The following is a 24,963-nucleotide window of genomic DNA, read 5'->3' on the forward strand; positions in this document are numbered from 1 at the left end:
CGAAACCGCACCGCGCTGCGTCACTTCGCAACCACTCCGGCACCGCTTCGTTCTGCGTCGCTGCATCAGCAGCAGAGAAACGAGATTATGAAGAATCTTTTTCGTTTCGTCAACATTATTTTTTGCTTTCGCTTAAAACCTTGTTGACGCTACGGCCGCTGGTTTCTGCAGCGGCGCTCGTTCGCAAACGAGGAGGCGAATAGTAGGCGAACATCGGCCGTATGACAAGGGGATGACGCAAATCTTTTTCCGCGACTCATTTCCAGGCCGAATTCGCTACCGCGTCGAGCGGAACTGCATCAGCCATGGCGGCATATCCCGCATCGCTGGGATGGATGCGGTCGCCACTGTCGTAGGTTCGTTGCAGACGATCTGGCTGCGCGGGATCCCGCAACGCTGCGTCAAAGTCGATCACGCCGTCGAACGCGTGGCTCGTCCGGATCCACTGGTTCACCGTCGTGCGGATCGCTTCCCGCTGCGGCGGCAGTGATGCCGGCGTCAGTGTGGCGCCGAAAATGCGGATGCCGCGGCGATGCGCAGCAGCAATGACGCGCTGGAAGCCGCCGATCAGGTCGCTCGCCGTCACCTGTGTGTGCGGGAAATCGCAGTCGAGGCCGGTGCGCGGCGGCATTCCGGCGAAATTAATGTCGTTGATGCCGATCAAGAGGATCGCGGCTTTCACACCCGGCCGTTCGAGCACGTCCCGGTCGAAACGTTTGACGAGTGCGTCGCCGTAACATGGCGAGTCGCTTAAAAGACGGTTCCCGCTGATGCCCAGGTTCACGACGGCTGTCGACCGGTCGCCCTCGCGGGCGAACCGGCGCGCCAATGCATCGGGCCAGCGGCGGTTCTGGTTGAGGCTCGAACGCATGCCGTCGGTGATGGAATCGCCGATGGCAGCGATCGCGCCGGACGCCGGGGCGTCGACCGACAGTCCGGTCACCCACGCGAATTGCGTGAACCGCTGGCGGAAAGCGTCACCTGTCGCGTCGCCCGCGTGGTTGCCGGGCGCCGAAACGTAGCTGACCTGGCTCGAGACGCGATGCCACGCGACGAGACGCTGCCCCGGCCCCATAAACGAACTGACAACGTACGGTTCGTCACTGGCGATACTGATGGCAGCTGGATCACTCTCGACCGCGCCGCCGGCCGGCACAGACACCGAGTTTTTCCCGCCGAACGTCACCCGAACTTCGTCGCTACTTTGCGCGGCCGCGCCGCCGGCCGAGCGGGCGAGGCGGAGATCGTCAATGACAAGGGGCGCGATGCCGTATTTATTGCTCACGTGCAGCCGGACAGCCTTTCCTGACAACGTCGGATAAATGATCTGGCGCACCGTGCGACCCGCAATATCAGGCGCGCGATACAGCGGCGGCAGGTCGGCTCGCTGGGGGATCGGCTGGAGCGCGGTCGCCCATGCGATGGTCCAGTGATCGGGGACGTCTGCAGCGAACACGGCAGAAGGGGCTGAAAGCTGTGAGAGCAGAACTACACCGCAAACAGCGGCCAGCGTACGAGGGCTCATTCGGATGATCGGTCGGTTGGAACAAGGCGCCATTGTGCACGATCGAGACGTTACGACGCCCGGATCCGATGATCTCGCGGGATTGACGCCACAGCGCGCGTTCCAGCGCGGACGGCACGCCTGGCATCGCTGGTGGTTCTGGTATTGCGCACAAGGCAACCATGCCGGGTCATCAGCGGCACGGCGTCGACCCACACGCCCAGCGGCGCTGCTGGCCACGCGCCAGGCTGAAAAACCTCAGCGCCCGCGCGCCTGACCGCGATTACGCCGTTTGCGTCGACACCATGTTCAACGCCAGCGCCTCTGCCACTTCGATGCCGTCGATGGCGGCGGAATAGATGCCACCCGCGTACCCTGCGCCCTCTCCCGCCGGGTACAGGCCCTCAATATTGATGCTTTGATAGTCGTCCTTGCGTCGCACGCGGATCGGCGACGACGTACGCGTCTCGACGCCAGTCAGCACTGCGTCGTGCATCGCGAAACCGGCGATCTTTTTGTCGAGCTGCGGGAGCGCTTCGCGGATGGCTTCGATGACGTAGTCGGGCAGCGCCGTGCTCAGATCGGTCGGATGCACGCCCGGCTTGTACGAGGGCACGACGGAGCCGAGCGACGTCGATGGCCGCCCCGCGATGAAATCGCCGACCAGCTGACCCGGCGCGCAGTAGTTGCTGCCCCCGAGTTCGAACGCCCGCTCCTCCCACTTGCGCTGGAAGGCAATGCCTGCGAGCGGGCCGCCCGGGTAATCGTCCGGCGTAATGCCGACGACAATCCCCGCGTTCGCGTTGCGTTCGGCGCGCGAGTACTGGCTCATGCCGTTCGTCACGACACGCCCCGGCTCGGAGGTCGCCGCAACCACCGTACCCCCGGGACACATGCAGAAGCTGTACACCGCCCGTCCGTTGCCCGCGTGATGGACCACCTTGTAATCCGCCGCGCCAAGTTCCTTGTGTCCGGCAAATTTACCGAAACGGCTCCGGTCGATCAGGCCTTGCGGATGCTCGATCCGGAAACCCAGCGAAAACGGCTTCGCTTCGATATAAACGCCGCGATCGTGCAGCATCTGGAACGTATCGCGGGCGCTATGGCCGACGGCGAGGACCACGTGATCACAGCGCAACGTTTCGCCGTTCGACAGCACCAGTGCGCGCACCTTGCCCTGATCGATCTCGATGTCGTCGACGCGCGTCTCGAAGCGCACCTCGCCGCCGAGTTCGTGAATCGACGCGCGCATTTTTTCCACCATGCTGACGAGGCGGAACGTGCCGATATGCGGCCTGCTCAGATAGAGGATGTCTTCCGGCGCGCCTGCCTTGACGAACTCGTCGAGTACCTTGCGGCCGTAATGCTTCGGATCCTTGATCTGGCTGTACAGCTTGCCGTCGGAGAATGTACCGGCCCCACCTTCTCCGAACTGAACGTTCGACTCCGGATTCAGCACACTCTTGCGCCACAGGCCGAAGGTGTCCTTGGTGCGCTCGCGCACGGCCTTGCCTCGCTCAAGAATGATCGGGCGAAAACCCATCTGCGCGAGGATCAGTCCGGCGAACAGACCGCACGGCCCCATTCCGATAACGACCGGGCGCAGCGCAGTACCGCCTGCGGGCGCTTTCGCGACAAAGTGATACGACATGTCCGGCGTCACGCCGCAATGCGGCTGACCGGCGAGACGGCTTACCGCCGCTGCTTCGTCCTTCACTTCGACGTCGACGATATACGTCAGCTTGATATCGCTGCGCTTGCGGGCGTCATGGGCGCGGCGAAATACGGTGTAGCGGACGAGTCCGTCCTTCTTGACGCCGAGATCGGCGAGACGCGTGAGCACGGCGGCGTCGAGATCGCTTTCGGCGTGATCGAGCGGGAGTTTGATTTCGCTGAGACGTAGCATGGGAACCGGGAATGCGGGAAGCCGCGGAATCGCGGCCAATCCGTAATTTTATAGGTTATGCCGTGACGCGGGGCGAGAACCGGGGAACGGGCGGCTGGCCGCGCGTCGCGTCGGCCCTGGCTTTCGCCATTCCCACGCGTGTCGTCACAAGACGACAAACCCCTTGCGCTCAAGCGCCTGGCGATGCCATTTGTTGCCGTTCACGCCACAGTAAACGGCGAACGCCACCGACAGAACAAGGCTGATCAGGTCGGCCGTCATGCCTGCGAGTCCAATAACCGTAAGCAGCAGGTCAACGGCCAGCATCAGCAGCGCGACGAGCCATAGCCGTCTCATCAAGGCCCAAAACGGACCGAGCAGGCATGCCGGCCAGCTGAATCCCGTGGCGACGGCGACCGTTTCGTCCGTGCTTCGGTGCTGCATATAGATTCGCTCTGCCATCTCGTCTTTTCTATGCTGGGGTTAAACGACGCCGCCGCTGCAGCGGTCTGCGGATTCCCGAAACTACCTGTCGGTCGCCACCTAACGGCGAAACGATGAGCCGCTATTGACCTTCGCGTGCATTGGCGTACGGCTCTGGTGAACTGCGCCTGCGGATGTCAGCCACAAGCGAAAGTGGCTGCCGAAATCAGCCCGACTACGCCCCGCTCGACCTTGCTGCCAACCCACTCGAACTGGGTGGCAACCGACACTACCCCAAAATCAATCTTAAAAAAATCATTAACCGACCGGTCGGTTGGTTTATACTGCCGATCATGCCCAACTCCGGACGAGAGCGTTAAGACCATGTACACGCAATCCCTCGATATTCCCGGCAACGTCGCGCCGATCGACGCCGCCGCCAGTTCGCCCGAGCAAGCCCGCTTCGACGTCGTGATGGAAGCCGACGGCAAGATCGAGGCGCAGGACTGGATGCCCGACGCGTACCGCAAGACGCTCGTGCGCCAGATCTCGCAGCACGCGCATTCGGAGATCGTCGGCATGCTGCCCGAAGGCAACTGGATCACGCGCGCGCCGAGCCTGAAGCGCAAGGCCATTCTGCTGGCCAAGGTGCAGGACGAAGCCGGCCACGGCCTCTATCTATATAGCGCTGCCGAAACAATGGGCGTCTCGCGCGACCAGCTGGTCGACGCGCTGCACAGCGGCAAGGCGAAATATTCGAGCATTTTCAACTATCCGACGCCCACGTGGGCGGATGTCGGCGTAATCGGCTGGCTGGTCGACGGTGCGGCGATCATGAACCAGATTCCGCTGTGCCGCTGCACATATGGCCCGTACGCCCGCGCGATGATCCGCATCTGCAAGGAAGAGTCGTTTCATCAGCGCCAGGGTTTCGACGCACTGCTGTCGATGATGAAGGGCACCGAAGCGCAGCGCGAACTCGTCCAGCAGGCGGTGAACCGCTGGTGGTGGCCGGTGCTGATGATGTTCGGCCCGAGCGATAAGGATTCCATCCACAGCGGCCAGTCGTTCAAGTGGGGCATCAAGCGCATTTCGAACGACGACCTGCGTCAGAAATTCGTCGACGCCACCGTCGACCAGGCGAAGCTGCTCGGCGTCACGCTGCCGGACGCAGACCTGAAATGGAACGAGGAACGCGGCCACTACGACTACGGCACGATCGACTGGGACGAATTCTGGCGCGTCGTCAACGGCGACGGCCCGTGCAACAAGGAGCGGCTCGCCACCCGCGTGAAAGCACATAACGATGGCGCGTGGGTGCGCGAAGCCGCCCTCGCCCACGCCGAAAAACAGCGCCAGCGCGCCCGGCCGCACGCCGCCTGAGCGCGGCCCGTGCATCGGCATCTGCATCGAACGGACAAAGATTCAGGAGATCGACAATGGACAAGTCAGTGAACAGGGAATGGCCCATCTGGGAAGTGTTCGTGCGCAGCAAGCAGGGACTCGACCACAAGCATTGCGGCAGTCTGCACGCGTCGGACGCATCAATGGCGCTGCGCATGGCGCGCGACGTCTACACGCGCCGCCAGGAAGGCGTGAGCATCTGGGTGGTGCCGTCGTCGGCAATTACGGCGTCCGCGCCGGAAGACAAGGCGGAGCTGTTCGATCCGGCTGGCGACAAGATCTATCGCCACCCGACGTTCTTCACGCTCCCCGACGAAGTCAACCACATGTAAGCGCGGTCATGTCCACTACACCCCAACACCTCCAGTACGTGCTGCGCCTCGCGGACACCGCGCTGATCCTTGGTCAGCGCAACGCCGAGTGGACCGGACACGGCCCGATTCTCGAAGAAGACATCGCGCTTGCCAACATGAGCCTCGACCTGATCGGCCAGGCGCGCCTGCTGTACCAGCACGCCGCCGAACTGGAAAAGACGCTCACCGGCAACGCGCGCACCGAAGACGACTACGCGTACTTCCGTGCCGAACGCGAGTTTGCGAACTACACGCTCGCCGAGTTGCCACACTATGGGCCACTCTCCGGCACCGCCCACGCGGAAAAGGATTACGCGGTCACGATCGTGCGCAATTTCCTGTTTGCTTCGCTGATGGCGCATCTCTGGACAGCGCTCACCGCGTCGACGGACGAACAGCTCGCTGCGATCGCCGCGAAGTCAATCAAGGAAACGCGATATCACATGCATCACGCACGCGAATGGCTGATCCGCTTCGGCGACGGCACCGACGAATCGCATCGCCGCGCACAGAACGCGCTCGACTACCTGCTGCCGTACACCCGCGAATTTTTCAGCGCGGACGACGTCGAAAATGCGATCGCTGCCGCAGGCATCGGCCCGAAGACGGCCGATCTCGAAGTGGCGTGGCTCGAAGACGTCCGCGAAGCGCTCGATGAAGCCACGCTCACCCTGCCCGAACCGGTGAAACACATCACGACCGGCAAGCATGGCGAGCATTCCGAGCACATGGGTTACGTGCTGGCCGAAATGCAGAGCATCGCGCGCCAGCATCCAGGCGCGACCTGGTAATCCTCGACAAGCTAAACGGAGCAAGCCGATGACCGCGACACTCGCCGCCCGCCCCGACGCCACGCTGGAACACGCGTGGGCCGTGCTCGAAGCCGTCCCCGATCCGGAAATTCCGGTCGTCTCGATCCGCGAGCTGGGCATTCTGCGCGACGTGCGCCACGCGGCCGACGGCGTGCTCGAAGTCGTCATCACGCCGACCTACTCGGGTTGCCCCGCGATGTCGCAGATTGCCGGGGACGTCGGTCTTGCTCTGGATGCTGCGGGACTCACGCCGCACCGGATTGCGACCGTGCTCGCGCCGGCCTGGACCACCGACTGGATAACCGCCGGCGCCCGTGAAAAGCTGCGCGCCTACGGCATCGCGCCGCCGACCGGTAATTGCGGCGGCGAAGCCGCAGCCGCGCCGCGCGAGAAAGTGCTCCGCTTCGTGCCGAAGCCGCTTGCCGCGCCTGCGTGCCCGCGCTGCGGCTCCGCGCACACGGAACGCCTCGCGCAGTTCGGCTCGACGGCCTGCAAGGCCCTGTACCGCTGCATCGACTGCCGCGAACCCTTCGACTACTTCAAACCGTACTGATATGGCCACCCCGCAATTTCATTCGCTGCGCATCCGGGAAGTGCGGCCCGAAACCGCCGACGCGGTTTCCGTCGCCTTCGAAGTCCCTGTCGATCTGCGCGAGCAGTTCCGCTTCACGCAGGGCCAGTTTGTCACGCTGAAAACGCATATCGACGGTGAGGAAACGCGCCGCTCATATTCGATCTGCGTCGGCGTGACCGATTATGATCGCGACGGCGAACTGCGCATTGGCATCAAGCGCGTGCGCGGCGGCCGGTTCTCGAACTTCGCGTTCGACACGCTGCAACCCGGCCACACGATCGACGTCATGACGCCCGACGGCCGCTTCTTCACCCACCTGAACGCGGATCAGGGCCAGCAATACGTCGCGTTTTCAGGCGGCTCGGGTATCACGCCGGTGCTCGCGATCATCAAGACAACGCTCGAAGTCGAGCCGCGCAGCACGTTCACGCTGGTGTACGGCAACCGCAGCGTCGATCAGATCATGTTCGCCGAGGAACTCGAAGATCTGAAGAACCGCTTCATGAACCGGTTCATCCTGTATCACGTGCTGTCGGACGATCTGCAGGACGTCGAGCTGTTCAACGGCGTGCTCGATCAGCAAAAGTGCGCGGCGTTTCTCGAGACGCTGGTGCCGGCAGACGCAATTGACGAGGCGTTCATCTGCGGCCCCGGCCCGATGATGGACGCCGCTGAAGCTGCCTTGAAGGCTGCGGGCGTGCCGGCGGCGAACGTGCACGTCGAGCGCTTTGGCTCGCCGCTGCCGCAGGCGGGCGTGCCACCGGTCGAAATCACCGAAGACACACCCGCCGCCGACCTCGAGATCGTGCTCGACGGGAAGCGGCGCAAGCTGCGTCTGCCGTATCAGGGCGTGAGCGTGCTCGATGTCGGCCTGCGCGCCGGGCTTGCGCTGCCGTACGCGTGCAAGGGCGGCGTCTGCTGCACGTGCCGGGCGAAGGTGCTCGAAGGCGAAGTGAAGATGGAAAAGAACTACACGCTCGAACAACACGAGATCGACGACGGTTTCGTGCTCACGTGCCAGTGTCATCCGGTGAGCGACCGGGTGGTCGTCAGTTACGACGAGCGGTAGACGGTCTTTCGCCAGCTACCACCGGCCGACATCGAAGTCGGACGCTTTCGGCGCATTCGCGATCCGCTTACACTAGGGGCCGCTCGCGATCAGGACGCGTTCCCGATCGGCGAGCGGCCCCTTTTTCGCCGATTTTCGTCTTCCCTTACGCCGACACACCGAGCCGCCCACGCCTTGCCGATGAGCACGATCCACTTCACAAACGGCGAGACGCGTCGATGGCGTGACAACACATTCGCGAGCGGCACGTTCGCCGAACTGGACGCCGTCATCCTCGAACACGCCAGCGAAGGCTGGCAACCCGCCTCTCGAATCGCTGCGGAACTGATGACGGCCGACATGGGCTTCCTGGTCAGCGACCGGATTGCGCTGTGGCGCTTCCGTGAACTGGCCGCGGCCGGCCGTGTGCAACTGCGCGGCGATGCGACAGCGTGGCGTACGCTCGAACTTTGCCTCATCCGGACATCCCGTCCTGCTACTCTTTCCACCGTCTAACTAATAACAAACACGAGACCATGGCCCGCACCCGAGCCCCAGACCACGACACGCAACGCGACCAGATCCTCGAACTGGCCGCTGGAAAGTTCGCGCAGACAAGTTACCCGAGCACTTCGATGGCCGACCTTGCCGCCGCGAGCGGCACGTCGAAAGCGCGCCTGTACCATTACTACGAGAGCAAGGAAGCGATCCTGTTCGATCTGCTCGACCGGTACACGAAGCGGCTGATGCTGATCATCGCGGAAGTCGAAGGCGCGAGCCAGCGACGCGGCCTGAGCGAGCGCGAGACGTTCGCCGAACTGATCCGCGCGTTTCTCGCTGAATACGAGACGTCGCACAGCCGGCACGTCGCGCTGCTGAATGACGTCAAATATCTGGTCGATGCGCAGCGCGAGATCATCCTGAACCGTCAGCGCGATGTGGTCGCAGCGTTCGCGCGACAGTTGTCGCGCGCCTATCCGGAGCGAGCGACCCGCGAAAACCAGACGGCGCTCACGATGATGGTGTTTGGCATGATCAACTGGACCTTCACGTGGCTCAAGCCGGACGGCCGGATGGGGTATCCAGAATTCGCGGAACAGGTGGTCAGCGTGATCGACCATGGATTGCGCGCGAGCGAGTGATTTTTCGCGCTGCACCATGAAGACCTAGGCGCCTCATAAAAAGGGGCACTTCATTGTCCGTTTGTCGCCACACAAAAATACACTTATAAATCAAATATATAAACAGAGACAGGCGTTCATATAGAACGACTCCTCGAATCCAGATACGGGTTTTCCCTAGTGACGGACAGGCGTTTCCGCTAGAATTCGTTTTGCGGCGCATCAATGCCGCCACACGAAAAGGAGAACCACCATGACCCAGACCACTACGCGCGCCAACGAGCCGATCGTGACATCCGATCGTCCGCTGCAGATGACCGGCCGCGCCCCAGCTCTGGTTCGGGAACTCACCGTGATCGATCGCGAAAAGCTGCTCGCGCACTTTCTCGCGCTTGACGCGGACGATCGCCTGCTGCGCTTCGGTCAGATCGTGCCGGATCATGTCATCGAAAACTACGTCCGCACGATCGACTTCAAGCGCGATACCGTTTTCGGTGTGTTCGACGCACAGCTCCAGCTGACCGGCGTCGGCCACCTGGCCTATCTGCCTGCTGAAGGCGACAGGCGCACGGCCGAATTCGGCGTGTCGGTGCTGGAAAGCGCGCGCGGCGAAGGCATCGGCACGAAGCTGTTCGAACGCGCCGCGATCCGCAGCCGCAACACGCACGTCACGATGCTCTACATGCACTGCCTGTCGCGCAATTCAACGATGATGCACATCGCGAAGAAGTCCGGCATGAAGATCGAATACGCATACGGCGAAGCCGACGCGTATCTGACGCTCAGGCCCGCCGACCAGTCGAGCATCATCACTGAGATGCTGCAGGAACAGGCTGCGGTCTTCGATTACGCGATCAAGCGTCAGGCTCGTAACGCTTCGAAGATTTTTGAATCGTTCATGCCGGATGCCGCGGCTGCGTAATCCCGCGTCGTAAAGGCAAGCATCGAGAGGGCGTCCCTTAGGGACGCTCTTTTTGCATGCGCGCCGGATGCGTGCCGGGGTGGTGCCCGCACGTTCAACGAATCGGCAGCGCCGTCGTCTCCTTGAACTTCTCGAGCGAAAAACTCGACTTCACGTCGATCACCGACGGATGGCGCAGCAGCTGGTCCTGCACAAAACGCGAGAAATGGGCCATGTCTTCGACCTGCACGCGCAGCAGGTAATCCATTTCGCCCGTCATCGCGTGACACGCCACGACTTCCGGCCAGGTCTGCACCGCCGCGCGGAACAGGTCGGCGTGCGTCGCGCCGGGGCGCGCCGTCGTTGTGCTTTCACCGCGCGCGCCCGGCAGCGGACTGCCGCGCTTTTCCAGCCGCACGTTGACGTACGCCAGCAGATCGAGCCCAAGTTGCTGCGCGTCGAGCAACGCGACGTAGCCGCGGATCACGCCGCTTTCCTCCAGACGCCGGATCCGCCTCAGGCATGGGCTCGGCGACAGGTTCACCCGCTCCGCGATTTCCTGGTTCGACAGCCGGCCATTCTCCTGCAGGATCGCGAGTATTCGCCGGTCGATCGCATCCATCTCGAATTTAGCCATTTTCTGCCGCCCGCTCGGTCTGATGAGGCAATAAATGGCGTCAGCGTATCGACCAGCGATTAAGTTCGCAAGTTTTCGTCGCCCTCACGCCGATACACTGACTCTCATTCGTTCATGGAAAACGCGCTTCCCCGCGATTCAGGAGACAGACATGCAGGTTCCAACCTGGGAGAACCCCGTCGGCACCGACGGCTTCGAATTCATCGAATACACCGCGCCGGACACGAAGGCACTCGGCAAGCTGTTCGAGCAGATGGGCTTCACCGCCATCGCGCGGCATCGTCACAAGGACGTGACGCTGTATCGTCAAGGTGACATCAACTTCATCGTCAATGCCGAGCCGGATTCGTTCGCTCAGCGCTTCGCGCGTCTGCATGGCCCGTCGATCTGCGCAATCGCGTTTCGCGTGCAGGACGCAGCGAAGGCGTACCAGCACGCGCTCGAACGCGGCGCCTGGGGTTTCGACAACAAGACCGGCCCGATGGAACTCAACATTCCGGCCATCAAGGGTATCGGCGACTCGCTGATCTATTTCGTCGACCGCTGGCGCGGCAAGAATGGCGCCGAACCGCACAGCATCGGCGACATCAGTATCTATGACGTCGACTTCGTGCCGATTGAAGGCGCGAACCCGAACCCGGTGGGCCACGGTCTCACGTACATCGATCACCTGACTCACAACGTGCATCGCGGTCGCATGCAGGAATGGGCGGAGTTCTACGAGCGGCTCTTCAACTTCCGCGAAGTGCGTTACTTCGATATCGAAGGCAAGGTGACCGGCGTGAAGTCGAAGGCGATGACCTCGCCATGCGGGAAGATCCGTATTCCGATCAACGAGGAAGGCTCGGAAACGGCCGGCCAGATTCAGGAATACCTCGACGCATATCATGGCGAAGGCATCCAGCACATTGCGCTCGGCAGCGCCGACATCTACACGACGGTCGACGGCCTGCGCGACGCGAAGATCGCGCTGCTCGATACGATCGACACATATTACGAACTCGTCGATCGCCGCGTTCCTAATCACGGCGAGCCGCTCGACGAACTGCGCAAGCGCAAGATTCTGATCGACGGTGCACCAGAAGATCTGCTGCTGCAGATCTTCACGGAGAACCAGATCGGGCCGATCTTCTTCGAGATCATCCAGCGCAAGGGCAATCAGGGCTTCGGTGAAGGCAACTTCAAGGCGCTGTTCGAATCAATCGAACTCGATCAGATTCGCCGTGGCGTGGTGCAGGACAAGGCTTGATCGCCAGCGTCCGAAGAAGGCTGCGAAACAAAAAGGGCGAGGATCCTGAGGTGGATCCTCGCCCTTCTTTCGTTTGCGCTACCGCCGTATGGAGGCGACAGCAGGAACTGGATAGATGTCGCGCGCCGCGTCAGCGGCCTGAGCGGTCAGAACCGCCGGTCGAACTGTCCGGCCTGGCCGGACGCTTGAGGCTGATCTGCTTCGCGGGACGCGGATGCAACCATGGCGGTGCGACCGACCGCGGTTGCCAGTGTGCTGGCGCTGTTCGGGCGAGCCGGCGCGCTCATGGCAAAGAATGCTGCGGAGAGCATCATAAAGGTCTGAATGTTGCGTGAAATCATGCGTACTCCTTTTTCTGACTGCCTGTCCGTCCTCAAGCTCAAGCGTATGCAGAGCGTGTCAAACATTGAACAAGTGGGCTATTAGACACGCATCGGCTGCCCGGTTCCAGCGAATCGGGCAGCTTTTACAGCCTGTTACAGCACGAGATCAAACGTTACGAACGTGCTCACACAGGTGTCACATTCACCGCGCAACCGACCGCCAGCATGGCCATCTGGCCTATCTGCGGCGGGTTTGTACCAGTGCTACCATCGCAAAAAAGCCGTCAATATGGCGACCCTGGCTGAAGCATTCACAAGATGCGGAGGCGCAGAAGTTTTGGTGATCCCAAACTGGGTGGAGGAGTACACATAATGAATGCCCCGCTAGACGCCGGACAACGAGCCAGACTCGAAGCCGCGCTATCTTCCGTCACGCTCGACGACAAGTACACGCTCGAACGCGGCCGCGCGTACATGAGCGGCATCCAGGCGCTGGTCCGTCTGCCGATGCTGCAGCAGGAACGTGACAAGGCCGCCGGGCTCAATACCGCCGGCTTTATCTCCGGTTATCGCGGCTCTCCGCTGGGCGGACTCGACCTGTCGTTGTGGAAGGCGAAGCAGCATCTCGCCGCGCACCAGATCGTGTTCCAGCCGGGCGTCAATGAAGACCTGGCCGCCACCGCCGTCTGGGGTTCACAGCAGGTCAACCTGTACCCGAGCGCGAAATACGATGGCGTATTTTCGATGTGGTACGGCAAGGGCCCGGGCGTCGACCGCACCAGCGACGTCTTCAAGCACGCGAACTCCGCCGGCTCGTCGCCACATGGCGGCGTACTTGTACTCGCCGGCGACGATCACGCCGCGAAATCCTCGACGCTCGCGCACCAGTCCGAACACATCTTCAAGGCGTGCGGCATTCCGGTGCTGTTTCCGTCGAATGTGCAGGAATATCTCGACTTCGGCCTGCACGGCTGGGCAATGAGCCGCTACTCCGGTCTGTGGGTTGCGCTTAAGTGCGTGACCGATGTGGTCGAGTCGTCTGCTTCAGTCGATATCGATCCGCACCGCACACAGATCGTGCTGCCGACCGACTTCGTGATGCCCGACGGTGGCCTGAACATCCGCTGGCCGGATCCGCCGCTCGTGCAGGAAGCACGTCTGCTCGACTACAAGTGGTACGCCGCCCTCGCCTACGTACGTGCGAACAAACTGGATCGCATCGAGATCGATTCGCAGCAGGCGCGCTTCGGCATCATCACCGGCGGCAAGGCGTATCTCGACGTGCGTCAGGCGCTGACCGATCTCGGTCTCGACGACGAAACCTGTTCGCGCATCGGTATCCGTCTGTACAAGGTCGGCTGCGTGTGGCCACTCGAAGCGCAAGGCGCACATTCGTTCGCGCGCGGCCTCGAAGAAATTCTGGTGGTCGAGGAAAAGCGGCAGATCCTCGAATACGCGATCAAGGAAGAACTGTACAACTGGCCGGACGCGCAGCGTCCGCGCGTGTACGGCAAGTTCGACGAGAAGGACGGCGCCGGCGGCGAATGGTCGGTGCCGATGGGCAACTGGCTGCTGCCCGCGCACTATGAGCTGTCGCCAGCAATCATCGCGAAGGCGATCGCGACGCGGCTCGACAAGTTCGACCTGCCGTCCGACGTCCGCGCCCGTATTGCGATGCGCATCGCCGTGATCGAAGCGAAGGAACGCGCGCTGGCGAAGCCGCGCGTCGAAGTGGAGCGCAAGCCGTGGTTCTGCTCGGGCTGCCCGCACAACACGTCGACGAACGTGCCGGAAGGCTCGCGCGCGATGGCCGGCATCGGCTGCCACTACATGACCGTCTGGATGGACCGCAGCACGAGCACGTTCAGCCAGATGGGCGGCGAAGGCGTCGCATGGGTCGGCCAGGCGCCGTTCACGAACGACAAGCACGTATTCGCGAATCTCGGCGACGGCACGTACTTCCACTCCGGGCTGCTCGCGATTCGCGCGGCGATCGCGTCGAAGGCGAACATCACCTACAAGATTCTTTATAACGATGCGGTCGCAATGACCGGCGGCCAGCCAGTCGACGGCGTGCTGACCGTGCCGCAGATCACGCATCAACTCGCGGCCGAAGGCGCGACGAAAATCGTCATCGTCACCGACGAGCCGGAAAAGTATGACGGCGCGAAACAACAGCTCGCGCCTGGCGTCACGATTCACCACCGCGACCAGCTCGACGAAGTGCAGCGCGAACTGCGCGAAATCTCGGGCACGTCGATCCTGATCTACGACCAGACGTGCGCCACTGAAAAGCGTCGCCGCCGGAAACGCGGCACATATCCTGATCCGGCGAAACGTGTCGTGATCAACGAGGCCGTGTGCGAAGGCTGCGGCGACTGCTCGGTGAAGTCGAACTGTCTGTCGGTCGAACCGCTGGAAACCGAATACGGCACGAAGCGCCAGATCAACCAGTCGACCTGCAACAAGGACTTCTCGTGTCTGAACGGCTTCTGCCCGAGCTTTGTCTCGGTGGAAGGTGGGCAGTTGCGCAAGCCGAAGGCAGCCTCCGGCATGGACAAAGACGCGATGCCGCCGGTGCCGGAGCCTGATGTCCCCGCGATCGGAAAGCCGTATGGCGTGCTGGTGACGGGCGTCGGCGGCACGGGCGTCGTGACGATCGGCGCGCTGCTCGGCATGGCCGCGCATCTGGAAAACAAGGGCGTGACGGTGCTCGACGTCACCGGCCTCGCGCAGAAGGGCGGCGCCGTGATGAGCCACGTCCAGATCGCGAACAACCCGGCCGACATCCACGCGACACGCATCGCTATGGGCGAAGCGAGCCTCGTGATCGGTTGCGACGCGATCGTCACGGCGAGCGACGAATGCATGTCGCGGATGCAGGAAGGCCAGACGCGCGTCGTGTTGAACAGCGCCGCGACGCCAACCGCCGAGTTCATCAAGAACCCGAACTGGCGTTTCCCGGGTACAAGCTCGGAAGCTGACGTACGCGCGGCAGCGGGCGACGACGGTGTCGACGCCGTCGATGCGAATCACTTCGCGGTCGCGTTGCTGGGCGATGCGATCTATACGAATCCGTTCGTGCTGGGTTACGCGTGGCAGCGCGGCTGGGTGCCGTTGACGCATCAGTCGCTGAAACGCGCGATCGAGCTGAACGCGGTGCAGGTCGAGAAGAATCTGTCGGCATTCGAATGGGGTCGTCGCGCGGCGCATGATCTGGCTGGCGTGCGCAAGCTGGTGAAGTCGCAGGCTCGAGGCGAGGCAGGCACGAGTGCAGGCGCGACAGACGAACCGGCGACGGGCGGCAAGATCATCACGCTCTACACACCGAAGGCGCTCGATACGCTGATCGACAGGCGCGCGACTTACCTCTCCGCGTATCAAAACGATGCGTACGCGACGCGTTACCGGAAGCTGGTGGCGGACGTGCGCGCAGTGGAAGCATCGCTCGATACCGGCGACGGTCAGTTCCCGCTGACCGAAGCGGTCGCGAAGAACCTGCACAAGCTGATGGCGTACAAGGACGAATACGAAGTCGCGCGGTTGTATGCCGATCCGGCGTTCGTCGAAAAGCTGAAGGCGAGTTTCGAAGGCGACTGGAAGCTGAATCTGTACCTCGCGCCGCCGGCGTTCTCGAAGAAGGACGCACACGGCCATCTCATCAAGAAGAAGTACGGCCCGTGGGTGTTCAAGGCGATGCACGTACTCGCGAAAATGAAGTTCCTGCGCGGCACGGCGCTCGATCCGTTTGGCAAGACGGAGGAACGTCGCACGGAACGTGAACTGATCGGTGAGTACGGGGCGCTGGTGCGTGAGCTTTGCAACGGCCTGACCGCTGAGAAGCGCGCGCTGGCTGTCGAACTGGCAAATCTGCCGGACGGCATCCGCGGTTACGGACACGTGAAGGAGAACAACCTGAAGGGCGTGCGCGTGAAGTGGAACGATCTGCTGGCTCGCTGGCGCTCATCAGAAGCTGGAGGTGCACAGCACGCAGCATGAACGCACCTCGCCGCGCACGAATCTTCTGTGTTCGCGCGGTGAGACAAGCGGAAAACGGCTGCCCTTGAAGGACAGCCGTTTTTTTACCGGGCGACGAGCGCCTCGCATCCCGGTCACTCACTCACATCAACCACCCGAGCGCACCCGTGCGTTCGCCGAAGCCACCGCCGTCATATTGATGATCCGGCGCACGGTCGCCGCCGGCGTCAGGATATGCACCGGTTTTTCCGCGCCGAGCAGGAACGGCCCGACCGTCACGCCTTCGCCGCCGACCATCTTCAACAGGTTGTACGCGATATTCGCCGCTTCGACGTTCGGCATGATCAGCAGGTTTGCCTCGCCGCTCAGCGTGGTGCCCGGGAACGCGGCCTTGCGCACCGCTTCCGACAGCGCCGCGTCACCGTGCATTTCGCCGTCGATTTCGAGCGTGGGCGCACGTTCAGTGATCAGCTTGCGTGCCGCCGCCATCCGCGCGGACGACGAAGACGGCGCGCTGCCGAAATTCGAATTCGACAGCAACGCGACCTTCGGCGTGATGCCGAATTTCTCGATCTCGCGCGCCGCCAGCATCGTCATGTCGGCGAGCTGTTCCGCGGTGGGTGTTTCGTTCACGTACGTGTCGCAGATAAACAGATTGCGGCCTGGCAGCATCAGCAGGTTCATCGCCGCGAAGTTCTGCACGTTCTCCGCCTTGCCCAGCACCTGCTCGACGAAGTTCAGATGCGTGTGGTACTGGCCGATCATCCCGCAGATCATGCCGTCCGCTTCGCCGAGGCGCACGAGGATCGAGCCGATCAGCGTATTGAACTTGCGCATCGCGGCCTTCGCGACGTCCGGCGTGATGCCTTCTCGCGCGCCGATCTCGTGATACGCCTGCCAGCACTGCTGGTAACGCGGGTCGTCTTCCGGATTGACGATCTCGAAGTCTTCGCCGCACTTGAGCTTCGAGCCCATCTTCTTCAGACGCATGTCGATCACCGCCGGGCGTCCCACCAGGATCGGCCTCGCGATTTTCTCCAGCAGCACGAACTGCGCGGCGCGCAGCACGCGCTCGTCTTCACCTTCCGCGAACACAACGCGCGCCGGCTGCGATTTCGCCGCAGCGAACACCGGACGCATCACCATGCCCGTGCGATACACCGTCGTGCCGAGTTCTTCGCGGTACGCGTCCATGTCCTTGATCGGACGGGTCGCGACGCCCGAATCCATCGCCGCCTGCGCCACGGCCGGCGCGATCTTGATGATGAGACGCGGGTCGAACGGCTTCGGAATCAGATACTCCGGACCGAATTCGAGCGAGTGGCCTTCGTACGCCTTCGCGACTTCATCGCCCTGGTCGGTTTCTTCGGCCAGTTCAGCAATCGCGCGCACGCAAGCGAGCTTCATTTCCTCGGTGATGGTCGTTGCGCCGACATCCAGCGCGCCACGGAAGATGAACGGGAAGCACAGCACGTTGTTGACCTGGTTCGGATAGTCCGAACGGCCCGTCGCGATGATGCAGTCCGGGCGCACCTTCTTCGCGTCTTCCGGACGGATTTCCGGGTCAGGGTTCGCGAGCGCGAGAATCAGCGGCTGCGTGCCCATCTCCTTGACCATTTCCGGCTTCAGCACGCCCGCGCTCGAGCAGCCGAGGAACACGTCGGCGCCGCGGATCGCGTCGGCCAGCGTGCGGTCTTCGGTATGCGCTGCGTAACGTTCCTTCGACGGATCCAGATTGCCGCGACCTTCGTAGATCACGCCCTTCGAATCGACCACCAGAACGTGCTGCTTCGACAGCCCGAGGTTCACGAGCAGATCCAGGCACGCAATGGCCGCAGCGCCCGCGCCCGAACATACGAACTTCACTTCGTCGAGCTTCTTGCCGACCACTTTCAGGCCGTTCAGGATCGCCGCCGAAGCGATGATCGCGGTGCCGTGCTGGTCGTCGTGGAAGACCGGAATCTTCATGCGCTCGCGCAGCTTCTTCTCGATGTAGAAGCACTCCGGCGCCTTGATGTCTTCGAGGTTGATGCCGCCCAGCGTGGGTTCGAGCATCGCGATCGCTTCGACGAGCTTGTCCGGATCGGACTCGCTGAGTTCGATGTCGAACACATCGATGCCGGCGAATTTCTTGAAGAGACAGCCTTTGCCTTCCATGACCGGCTTTGCGGCGAGCGGTCCGATATTGCCGAGACCGAGCACAGCCGTGCCGTTCGTGATCACGCCGACGAGGTTGCCGCGTGACGTGTACTTCTGCGCGTCGAGCGGCTCTTCGAAGATCGCCATGCAGGCTGCGGCGACGCCCGGTGAATACGCGAGCGATAGATCGAGCTGGTTCGACAGCGGTTTGGTCGGCGTGACCGAAATCTTGCCGGGTTTCGGATTCTGGTGATACGCGAGAGCGCTTTGCTTAAGTTGTTCGTCCATTTTCTGGCCTGCGAGACGTTAGTAATGGGCCCGACACGCTGCATCGTGGACGTCGCCTGCGCATATCGAATGGGTAATCGACTGCGGCGGTTTTCGCCTGCACCGGTTAGGCGCGGCGTCGAACCTGGGCGTTGGGCAAGACGATGCGGAACGTTTGGCGGGTCGACCAGTGTACACCCCGCATCCACCATTACACGTCGGGTTTACAGCGGCAGACAGGGCACGAAACAAGGCTGACGCATGCTGCGACGCAGCATGCCGCGTGGCGTCTTCGAGCGCGAAAACGCAGCTTATTCGAGCAACGCGCCGCGTCGCTCCGGAATCAGAAACAACGTCGCGACAATGTCGAGCAGATAGATCGACGCGAGCAGGCCAAGCGCCGCGCCGAACGAAAACCGTGCCGCCAGCGCGCCCACCACGACGGGCCCGAAACCGCCCACCGCACGCCCGATATTGAACAGAACGTTTTGCGCCGTGGCGCGCGCTTCGGTCGGATACAGTTCCGAGATCAGCGCACCATAGCCGCCGATCATTCCGTTGACGAACACGCCCATCACCGCGCCGCCGATCAGCAACGCGAATGGCGTCGACAGATGCGCATAGACGAACACCATCACCACGGCGCCCGCCTGATAGAACAGGAACGCAGGCTTGCGGCCGAAGCGGTCGGCGGCCACGCCGAACAGCCAGATGCCGCAACCCATGCCGATCACGGTTGCCGCCGTCCACAAACCCGATTTCGTCAGCGAGTAGCCGAACGTCTTCGAGAGATAACTGGGCAGCCAGATCATCAGGCCGTAGTAACCGAAGTTCTGCACCGAACACAGGATGGTGACGCCGAGACTCACGCGCATCGAGCGCGCGTCCGCCACCAGCAGTTTCAGCGGCAACCGGCGCCGCTCATGGCGGCTGGCGCGTTCAGCATGCTGGCTGAACAACACCGGCTCTTCGACGTGCCTGCGCACGACGAACGACACGACCGCCGGCAGCAGACCGACCGCGAACATGCCGCGCCAGCCGATAATGGGCAGCAGAAGCGGCGTCAGCAGCGCCGCGGCCAGCACACCGAGTTGCCATCCGAGCCCGACATACGACGACACGCGCGCCCGTTGCGACGCCGGCCACGCTTCTGCGACGAGCGTCATGCCGATGCCGAACTCGCCGCCAAGGCCGATGCCGGCGATCGTCCGGTACGCGAGCAGGTCGGGATAGCCCTGCGCAAGCGCGCACATTCCCGTGAAGACGGCAAAGATCAGGATCGTCCACGTCAGCATCCGCACGCGGCCGAAGTAGTCGCTGAGCACGCCGAAAATGACACCGCCCGCGACCGCGCCGATCAGCGTCCACGTGACGAGCGACCCGGCCTGCGCCGACGACAGATGAAGGTCGAGTGCGATCACCGGCAGCATGAAACCGAGAATCAGCAGGTCGAATCCATCCATTGCGTAGCCGAGCACCGATGCGATCAGCGCGCGGGCCGCGTAGCCACGGCGGTCGGACGTAACGGAAGCGGAGGAGGAAGGAACGGTATTCATGGGGCCGGCGGAAACGCACTGGAAAGTCGCGTGAGTGTAAAGGGGCGCCTCTGCCGTCACAACCTGGCCAAAAAGCCGGCAATCAAGTGCAGTCACGCGCCGCGCAGGCCGGTTGCGCGGCAATTCCAGCGTCACAGGGCTCCTCGGAACGGTCCCGATCGGGTAAAATAGCGGGCTACGCGTGTAGCAAACCGGCCGATCAACTGCCCGGCCGCGTATTTCGCCTGCGATCAGCCACGAGCCGTCCATGACGCTCCGCCCGTCGCGTTGCGAAATGCCGCGCTTGCTACGCCACCGGGCCCCGCGCCCGCCCTCCCCGTTGACACCCAAGGATCCGCCCATGACAGGCTTCGATCGCCAGACGATCTCCGACACGACCGCCAAGATGCTGCTCGAAGTGCAGGCCGTGCACTTCAACGCGGAAAAACCGTACATTTTCACGTCCGGCTGGGCGAGCCCGGTCTATATCGACTGCCGCAAGCTGATCTCGTATCCGCGCGTGCGTCGCGGCCTGATGGAAATGGCTGAAGCCACGATCCTGCGCGACGTCGGCTACGAGCAGATCGACGCCGTCGCCGGTGGCGAAACCGCTGGCATCCCGTTTGCGGCGTGGCTATCCGACCGCCTGATGGTGCCGATGCAATACGTGCGCAAGAAGCCGAAGGGTTTCGGCCGTAACGCGCAGATCGAAGGTCTGCTGACCGAAGGCCAGCGCGTCCTGCTGGTCGAAGACCTGACCACCGACAGCCGCAGCAAGATCAACTTCATCAACGCGCTGCGCACGGCCGGCGCGCAGGTGAACCACTGCTTCGTGCTGTTCCACTACAACATCTTCAAGGAAAGCGTGTCGGTGCTGAAAGACATCGACGTCGATCTGCACGCACTCGCCACGTGGTGGGACGTGCTGCGCGTCGCGAAGCAAGCGGGCTACTTCGAAACGAAGACGCTCGACGAAGTCGAGAAATTTCTGCACGCGCCGGCCGAATGGTCGGCAGCACATGGTGGCGCGACGGCTTCACCGCAGTAAGCATTAAGCCTCTGGCAGGCCGAGGCCGGAGGCTGGAGCATCAGCCGCGCCGATCCCGGCTAGTAAAAAAACCGCCTGTCCGAAAGACCGGCGGTTTTTTTATGCGCTACAGATCAATAGCACGGACGCAAACTCAGCCCGCATCCCCCGGTGTGTACGAAGACAGGTTCAGCAAGCCATTGCTCTGCGCGTACTGGAACAGTTCCGAATCGCGCTCGAGGCCAAGCTTGCGCATCGCCGTGTTCTTCTGGGTGCTGATGGTCTTGATGCTCCGGCTCAGCTGTTCGGAAATTTCCTTGATCGTCATGCCGGACACAAACAGCCGCACCACCTCGAGTTCCCGCCGCGAGAGGATCACTTCGCTGGTCTTGCCACCGGAATTCATGCGCAATGTATCGAGCGCCGCGCGCACCGACGGGCTCATATATTCCATCTTGCGGTTGACGTGTTGCACGGCGAGCCCGATGTGGCTCAGATCGTCCGACTTGTTGACGACCGATTCGACGCCCAGATCGCTCAGACGTTTGAGCAACGCGGCATTTTCGAGCATCGTCAGCACGACGATGGCGAGCGTCGGGAAATTACGGCGCAGATAGCTGATGAGCGGCAGGCCGTCGCCGTACTGGCCGCCCGGCATGGCGAGATCGGTCACCAGCACGTCGCAGGGGATGGTCTGGAGAATGTGGATCAGTTCAGTGGATTGCTTTGCTCGCGCAACGACCTCGATCCCCGGGAATTTGAGCAACGCGTTCTCGGCACCGAACAGAATGACCGGGTGGTCGTCGGCCACCACGACTCTGATGTTCTCCTGCATGCGCTCCCTCGACGAAAGCCAAATGACGATGCTTCGGTCATTTAACGTATTCTAGATTTGTTAATCTTGCCTGCGGTCCCGACCACTTCGCAATTGATCCGAATATAGCCGATTTCCTTGCGCGACGGCCCTTTCAGGGAAGGGAATCGTCTCAAACAAACACCTCACCGGGCCACAATCGACGCCGGAGCGCAAAATAGGGACAATAATCCTCGTGACGATGGCCGCGTCACGACCCTGACAGGAGAACCGGTAAATGCGTTCGCGTTGCCTCGTGGTATCGCCTGCTTCGCTCCGTTTTCATCTGCCCTCTCTCGCGCTGGCAATATCCAGCCTGGCGCTGGTCGCCGCCCAGGGTCCGCGCGCGCTGGCGCAGGGTACGTTCGGGCTCTCGAGTACGAGTCTTCATGCAGGCAGCCCCGTCGACGTCGCTCAGGTCTTCGATCAGGACGACTGCAAGGGCGGCAACCGCTCGCCGCAACTGTCATGGCACGACGCACCAGCCGGCACGCGCAGCTTCGCCGTCACCATCATCGATCCTGACGTGCCCGGCCGCGGCTGGTGGCACTGGGCAGTCGCCGGCATTCCGTCGAGTGTCAACCAGTTGCCTGAGAACGCGAGCGCTTCCGGTTATCTGCAAAAACTGGGCGCCGTCGAGGCGCGCAATGATTTCGATACCGAGGGCTACGGCGGTCCGTGTCCACCGGCCGGCAAACCGCATCATTATGTCGTGACGATCTACGCGCTCAACACATCGAGTCTACGGATCGCACAGGGTCGTCCGGCACTGATGTTCGAGCATGAGATCGGTACCGCGACACTGGGGTCGGCGCGGATGGTGGTGACGTACGGACGATAGGGCGGCAGGCTGGCCGCCTCCCCCAGGAGCACGCCGCGACTAAACTTGATGCAATGCGACAACCGGCGCGCCCGCACCGCCGATTGTCCGCGCTTCGCCCAACCTGCATCGGAGATTGCTCATGTCGAAAATCGTCATCGTGTATCACAGCGGCTATGGCCATACAAAGAAGGTTGCCGAAGCGGTGCTCGCCGGCACGCTCGACGCCGGCGCGGACGCAAAGCTGATCGCCGTCGGCGACCTCGACGAAGCGGGCTGGGCCGAGCTCGACGCGGCCGATGGCATCATCTTCGGCGCGCCGACCTACATGGGCGGGGCGTCCGCCGACTTCAAGAAATTCGCCGATGCCAGTTCGAAGCCGTGGCTCATACAAAGCTGGAAGGACAAGATCGCCGCGGGTTTCACGAACTCGGCGACGATGAACGGCGACAAGTTTTCGACGATCCAGTACTTCATCTCGCTCGCGATGCAGCACAGCATGATCTGGGCAGGCGTGGGGATCATGCCGTCGAACACGAAAGCCGCGACACGCAACGACCTGAACTACGTCGGCGGATTCTCCGGGCTGCTGACGCAATCGCCGGCTGATGCCTCCCCCGAAGAAGCGCCGCCGCAAGGCGATCTCGACACCGCGAAAGTGTTTGGCGCACGGGTAGCGGCCGTCACGGCGCGCTGGAGCGGCAACCGGCAGGGTTGAGCCGTTTGCCGCGACGCGCGGCGAGAAGGCGACGGGCGCGGATCCGGGGCGAGGTTGTTCGGAGCAGTTGCTGCTGGGTACGCGGGCGGTGTGAAACACCGCCGTCCCGCGCAATCCGCCTTCAACGCCTTGCATCTGCGCTTCAACGCCGTCATTCCAGCGTCATTTACGTGGCGCACCGTCTTTTTTCGCCGACGCTTTCCGCACGCGCGCCGCCATACGGTCTTAAAATGGCGTTCCGGCGCCGCGTGGCGTCCGCGTTTCCCCGCACCCGCAAGCCAGTGAGATCAAGATGAGCACGAAAGTTTTTGTCGACGGACAGGAAGGCACGACCGGCCTGAAGATTTTTGAATACCTGTCGCAGCGCGCCGATGTGGAAATCCTGCGCATCGAAGAAGCGAAGCGCAAGGATCTCGACGAGCGCCGTCGTCTCATCAATGCTTCGGATGTGACGTTCCTGTGCCTGCCGGACGTGGCGTCGCGCGAATCGGCTTCGCTCGTCGACAACGATCGCACTGTGCTGATCGACGCGAGCACCGCCTTCCGCACCAGCGCCGACTGGGCGTACGGCCTGCCGGAGCTGGCCCGCTCGCAGCGCGAGCGCCTGCGCTCGGCGAAGCGGATTGCCGTGCCGGGCTGCCACGCATCGGCGTTCGTGCTGGCCATGCGCCCGCTCGTCCAGGCCGGCCTTGTGACGCCGGATTTCGCGGCGCACAGCTATTCGATCACCGGCTACAGCGGCGGCGGCAAGAAAATGATCGCGGACTACGAAGCCGGCGGCGACGCGAAGCTCGCGAGCCCGCGTCCGTATGCGCTGGGACTCACGCACAAGCATCTGCCGGAAATGGCCGCGCATACGGGCCTGAAGTCCGCGCCGGTGTTCACGCCGATCGTCGGCAATTTCTATAAGGGTCTCGCCGTCACGACGTACTTCTCGCCGTCGCAACTGGCGCGCAAGGCCACGCCGCAGGATGTGCAGGCGCTGTTCTCCGAGTACTACGCAGGCGAAGCGTTCGTGCGCGTCGCGCCGTTCAACGCCGATGACAACCTCGACAGCGGTTTCTTCGACGTGCAGGCGAACAACGACACCAATCGCGTCGACCTGTTCGTGTTCGGCAGCGAAGAACGTTTCGTGACGGTGGCCCGCCTCGACAATCTCGGTAAGGGTGCGTCAGGTGCAGCGATCCAGTGTATGAACCTCGCCATCGGCGCCGACGAAGAGCGCGGCCTGAAACGCTGATTTCGCAAATCGTGGGCGGTATCACCGCCCGGCCCATACAAACAGTTTAAAGCCGGCTTTCATTAAAGCCGGCTTTTTTATTTGCCTGGCAGATTCGGTGTTAAACAAAATTACATTAATCAGTAATTTCCCGAATTACTCCGAAACTGATA

At 62.5% G+C, this 24,963-nt stretch carries 22 protein-coding genes and 1 pseudogene; 15 read left to right on the forward strand and 8 right to left on the reverse strand.

Features of this window, described 5'->3' with window-relative positions:
- A partial coding sequence (locus P3T21_RS22650) for a hypothetical protein (RefSeq protein WP_429258182.1) occupies window positions 1-203 on the forward strand: 203 nt, incomplete at its 5' end.
- A 53-nt stretch (window positions 204-256) separates the two neighbouring features.
- Here the strand turns inward: P3T21_RS22650 and P3T21_RS22655 are convergent.
- From P3T21_RS22655 to P3T21_RS22665, 3 genes are all read right to left on the reverse strand, one after another.
- Complete coding sequence (locus P3T21_RS22655) at window positions 257-1,525, reverse strand: SGNH/GDSL hydrolase family protein (RefSeq protein ID WP_429258183.1); 1,269 nt, start codon at window positions 1,523-1,525, stop codon at window positions 257-259.
- A 262-nt stretch (window positions 1,526-1,787) separates the two neighbouring features.
- On the reverse strand, window positions 1,788-3,410 hold the full coding sequence (locus tag P3T21_RS22660; protein ID WP_429258184.1) for an NAD(P)/FAD-dependent oxidoreductase: 1,623 nt from the start codon (window positions 3,408-3,410) through the stop codon (window positions 1,788-1,790).
- Between the two features lie 144 nt (window positions 3,411-3,554).
- Complete coding sequence (locus P3T21_RS22665) at window positions 3,555-3,851, reverse strand: DUF2628 domain-containing protein (RefSeq protein WP_429258185.1); 297 nt, start codon at window positions 3,849-3,851, stop codon at window positions 3,555-3,557.
- 345 nt (window positions 3,852-4,196) lie between these two features.
- Here P3T21_RS22665 and paaA point away from each other — a divergent pair, with 345 nt between their 5' ends.
- The 8 genes and pseudogenes from paaA (at window position 4,197) to P3T21_RS22705 (ending at window position 10,046) form a co-directional block, all read left to right on the forward strand.
- On the forward strand, window positions 4,197-5,195 hold the full coding sequence (gene paaA, locus P3T21_RS22670; RefSeq protein ID WP_429258186.1) for a 1,2-phenylacetyl-CoA epoxidase subunit PaaA: 999 nt from the start codon (window positions 4,197-4,199) through the stop codon (window positions 5,193-5,195).
- A gap of 68 nt (window positions 5,196-5,263) precedes the next feature.
- Window positions 5,264-5,548 (forward strand): 1,2-phenylacetyl-CoA epoxidase subunit PaaB, encoded by a 285-nt coding sequence (gene paaB / locus P3T21_RS22675; protein WP_429258353.1) that lies wholly within the window; start codon window positions 5,264-5,266, stop codon window positions 5,546-5,548.
- Between the two features lie 8 nt (window positions 5,549-5,556).
- On the forward strand, window positions 5,557-6,360 hold the full coding sequence (paaC, locus tag P3T21_RS22680) for a 1,2-phenylacetyl-CoA epoxidase subunit PaaC (RefSeq protein ID WP_429258187.1): 804 nt from the start codon (window positions 5,557-5,559) through the stop codon (window positions 6,358-6,360).
- A 28-nt stretch (window positions 6,361-6,388) separates the two neighbouring features.
- Window positions 6,389-6,934: a 1,2-phenylacetyl-CoA epoxidase subunit PaaD gene (gene paaD / locus P3T21_RS22685; RefSeq protein ID WP_429258188.1), complete on the forward strand. Its 546-nt coding sequence runs from the start codon at window positions 6,389-6,391 to the stop codon at window positions 6,932-6,934.
- 1 nt (window position 6,935) lies between these two features.
- On the forward strand, window positions 6,936-8,024 hold the full coding sequence (gene paaE / locus P3T21_RS22690) for a 1,2-phenylacetyl-CoA epoxidase subunit PaaE (protein WP_429258189.1): 1,089 nt from the start codon (window positions 6,936-6,938) through the stop codon (window positions 8,022-8,024).
- A 198-nt stretch (window positions 8,025-8,222) separates the two neighbouring features.
- Window positions 8,223-8,519 (forward strand): annotated as a pseudogene (locus tag P3T21_RS22695) (DUF3658 domain-containing protein); the annotation flags it as partial.
- A gap of 20 nt (window positions 8,520-8,539) precedes the next feature.
- Window positions 8,540-9,145 carry a TetR/AcrR family transcriptional regulator gene (locus P3T21_RS22700; protein WP_429258190.1) on the forward strand — a complete coding sequence of 202 codons (606 nt, stop codon included), beginning with the start codon at window positions 8,540-8,542 and terminating at the stop codon, window positions 9,143-9,145.
- A 232-nt stretch (window positions 9,146-9,377) separates the two neighbouring features.
- Window positions 9,378-10,046, forward strand: a complete 669-nt coding sequence (locus P3T21_RS22705) for a GNAT family N-acetyltransferase (RefSeq protein ID WP_429258191.1) — start codon at window positions 9,378-9,380, stop codon at window positions 10,044-10,046.
- 94 nt (window positions 10,047-10,140) lie between these two features.
- Here P3T21_RS22705 and P3T21_RS22710 read toward each other — a convergent pair whose 3' ends face one another.
- Window positions 10,141-10,662 carry an Lrp/AsnC family transcriptional regulator gene (locus P3T21_RS22710; RefSeq protein WP_429258192.1) on the reverse strand — a complete coding sequence of 174 codons (522 nt, stop codon included), beginning with the start codon at window positions 10,660-10,662 and terminating at the stop codon, window positions 10,141-10,143.
- A 151-nt stretch (window positions 10,663-10,813) separates the two neighbouring features.
- Between P3T21_RS22710 and hppD the strand changes: the two genes are divergently transcribed.
- A complete protein-coding gene (gene hppD, locus P3T21_RS22715) occupies window positions 10,814-11,911 on the forward strand; it encodes a 4-hydroxyphenylpyruvate dioxygenase (RefSeq protein ID WP_429258193.1) in 1,098 nt (365 codons plus the stop codon).
- A 146-nt stretch (window positions 11,912-12,057) separates the two neighbouring features.
- Here hppD and P3T21_RS22720 read toward each other — a convergent pair whose 3' ends face one another.
- The gene (locus tag P3T21_RS22720) at window positions 12,058-12,252 is read right to left on the reverse strand and encodes a hypothetical protein (protein ID WP_429258194.1); all 195 of its coding nucleotides are present in this window, start codon (window positions 12,250-12,252) and stop codon (window positions 12,058-12,060) included.
- A 354-nt stretch (window positions 12,253-12,606) separates the two neighbouring features.
- Between P3T21_RS22720 and P3T21_RS22725 the strand changes: the two genes are divergently transcribed.
- On the forward strand, window positions 12,607-16,233 hold the full coding sequence (locus P3T21_RS22725) for an indolepyruvate ferredoxin oxidoreductase family protein (protein ID WP_429258195.1): 3,627 nt from the start codon (window positions 12,607-12,609) through the stop codon (window positions 16,231-16,233).
- A 126-nt stretch (window positions 16,234-16,359) separates the two neighbouring features.
- Here the strand turns inward: P3T21_RS22725 and P3T21_RS22730 are convergent, their stop codons facing one another.
- Both P3T21_RS22730 and P3T21_RS22735 read right to left on the reverse strand, forming a co-directional pair.
- The gene (locus P3T21_RS22730) at window positions 16,360-18,639 is read right to left on the reverse strand and encodes an NADP-dependent malic enzyme (protein ID WP_429258196.1); all 2,280 of its coding nucleotides are present in this window, start codon (window positions 18,637-18,639) and stop codon (window positions 16,360-16,362) included.
- Window positions 18,640-18,929: 290 nt separating this feature from the next.
- A complete protein-coding gene (locus P3T21_RS22735) occupies window positions 18,930-20,174 on the reverse strand; it encodes an MFS transporter (RefSeq protein ID WP_429258197.1) in 1,245 nt (414 codons plus the stop codon).
- 340 nt (window positions 20,175-20,514) lie between these two features.
- Here P3T21_RS22735 and P3T21_RS22740 point away from each other — a divergent pair, with 340 nt between their 5' ends.
- Complete coding sequence (locus P3T21_RS22740) at window positions 20,515-21,201, forward strand: orotate phosphoribosyltransferase (RefSeq protein WP_429258198.1); 687 nt, start codon at window positions 20,515-20,517, stop codon at window positions 21,199-21,201.
- Window positions 21,202-21,334: 133 nt separating this feature from the next.
- Here the strand turns inward: P3T21_RS22740 and P3T21_RS22745 are convergent, their stop codons facing one another.
- Window positions 21,335-22,015 carry a response regulator gene (locus tag P3T21_RS22745; RefSeq protein ID WP_429258199.1) on the reverse strand — a complete coding sequence of 227 codons (681 nt, stop codon included), beginning with the start codon at window positions 22,013-22,015 and terminating at the stop codon, window positions 21,335-21,337.
- Window positions 22,016-22,271: 256 nt separating this feature from the next.
- Between P3T21_RS22745 and P3T21_RS22750 the strand changes: the two genes are divergently transcribed.
- The 3 genes from P3T21_RS22750 (at window position 22,272) to argC (ending at window position 24,811) form a co-directional block, all read left to right on the forward strand.
- A complete protein-coding gene (locus tag P3T21_RS22750) occupies window positions 22,272-22,874 on the forward strand; it encodes a YbhB/YbcL family Raf kinase inhibitor-like protein (protein WP_429258200.1) in 603 nt (200 codons plus the stop codon).
- 121 nt (window positions 22,875-22,995) lie between these two features.
- A complete protein-coding gene (locus P3T21_RS22755; protein ID WP_429258201.1) occupies window positions 22,996-23,571 on the forward strand; it encodes a flavodoxin family protein in 576 nt (191 codons plus the stop codon).
- A 292-nt stretch (window positions 23,572-23,863) separates the two neighbouring features.
- Window positions 23,864-24,811, forward strand: a complete 948-nt coding sequence (gene argC, locus P3T21_RS22760; RefSeq protein WP_429258202.1) for an N-acetyl-gamma-glutamyl-phosphate reductase — start codon at window positions 23,864-23,866, stop codon at window positions 24,809-24,811.
- The last annotated feature ends 152 nt before the right edge of the window (window positions 24,812-24,963 follow it).

The sequence above is a fragment of the Paraburkholderia sp. GAS334 genome, assembly GCF_050436625.1.
Taxonomy (GTDB): Bacteria; Pseudomonadota; Gammaproteobacteria; order Burkholderiales; family Burkholderiaceae; genus Paraburkholderia.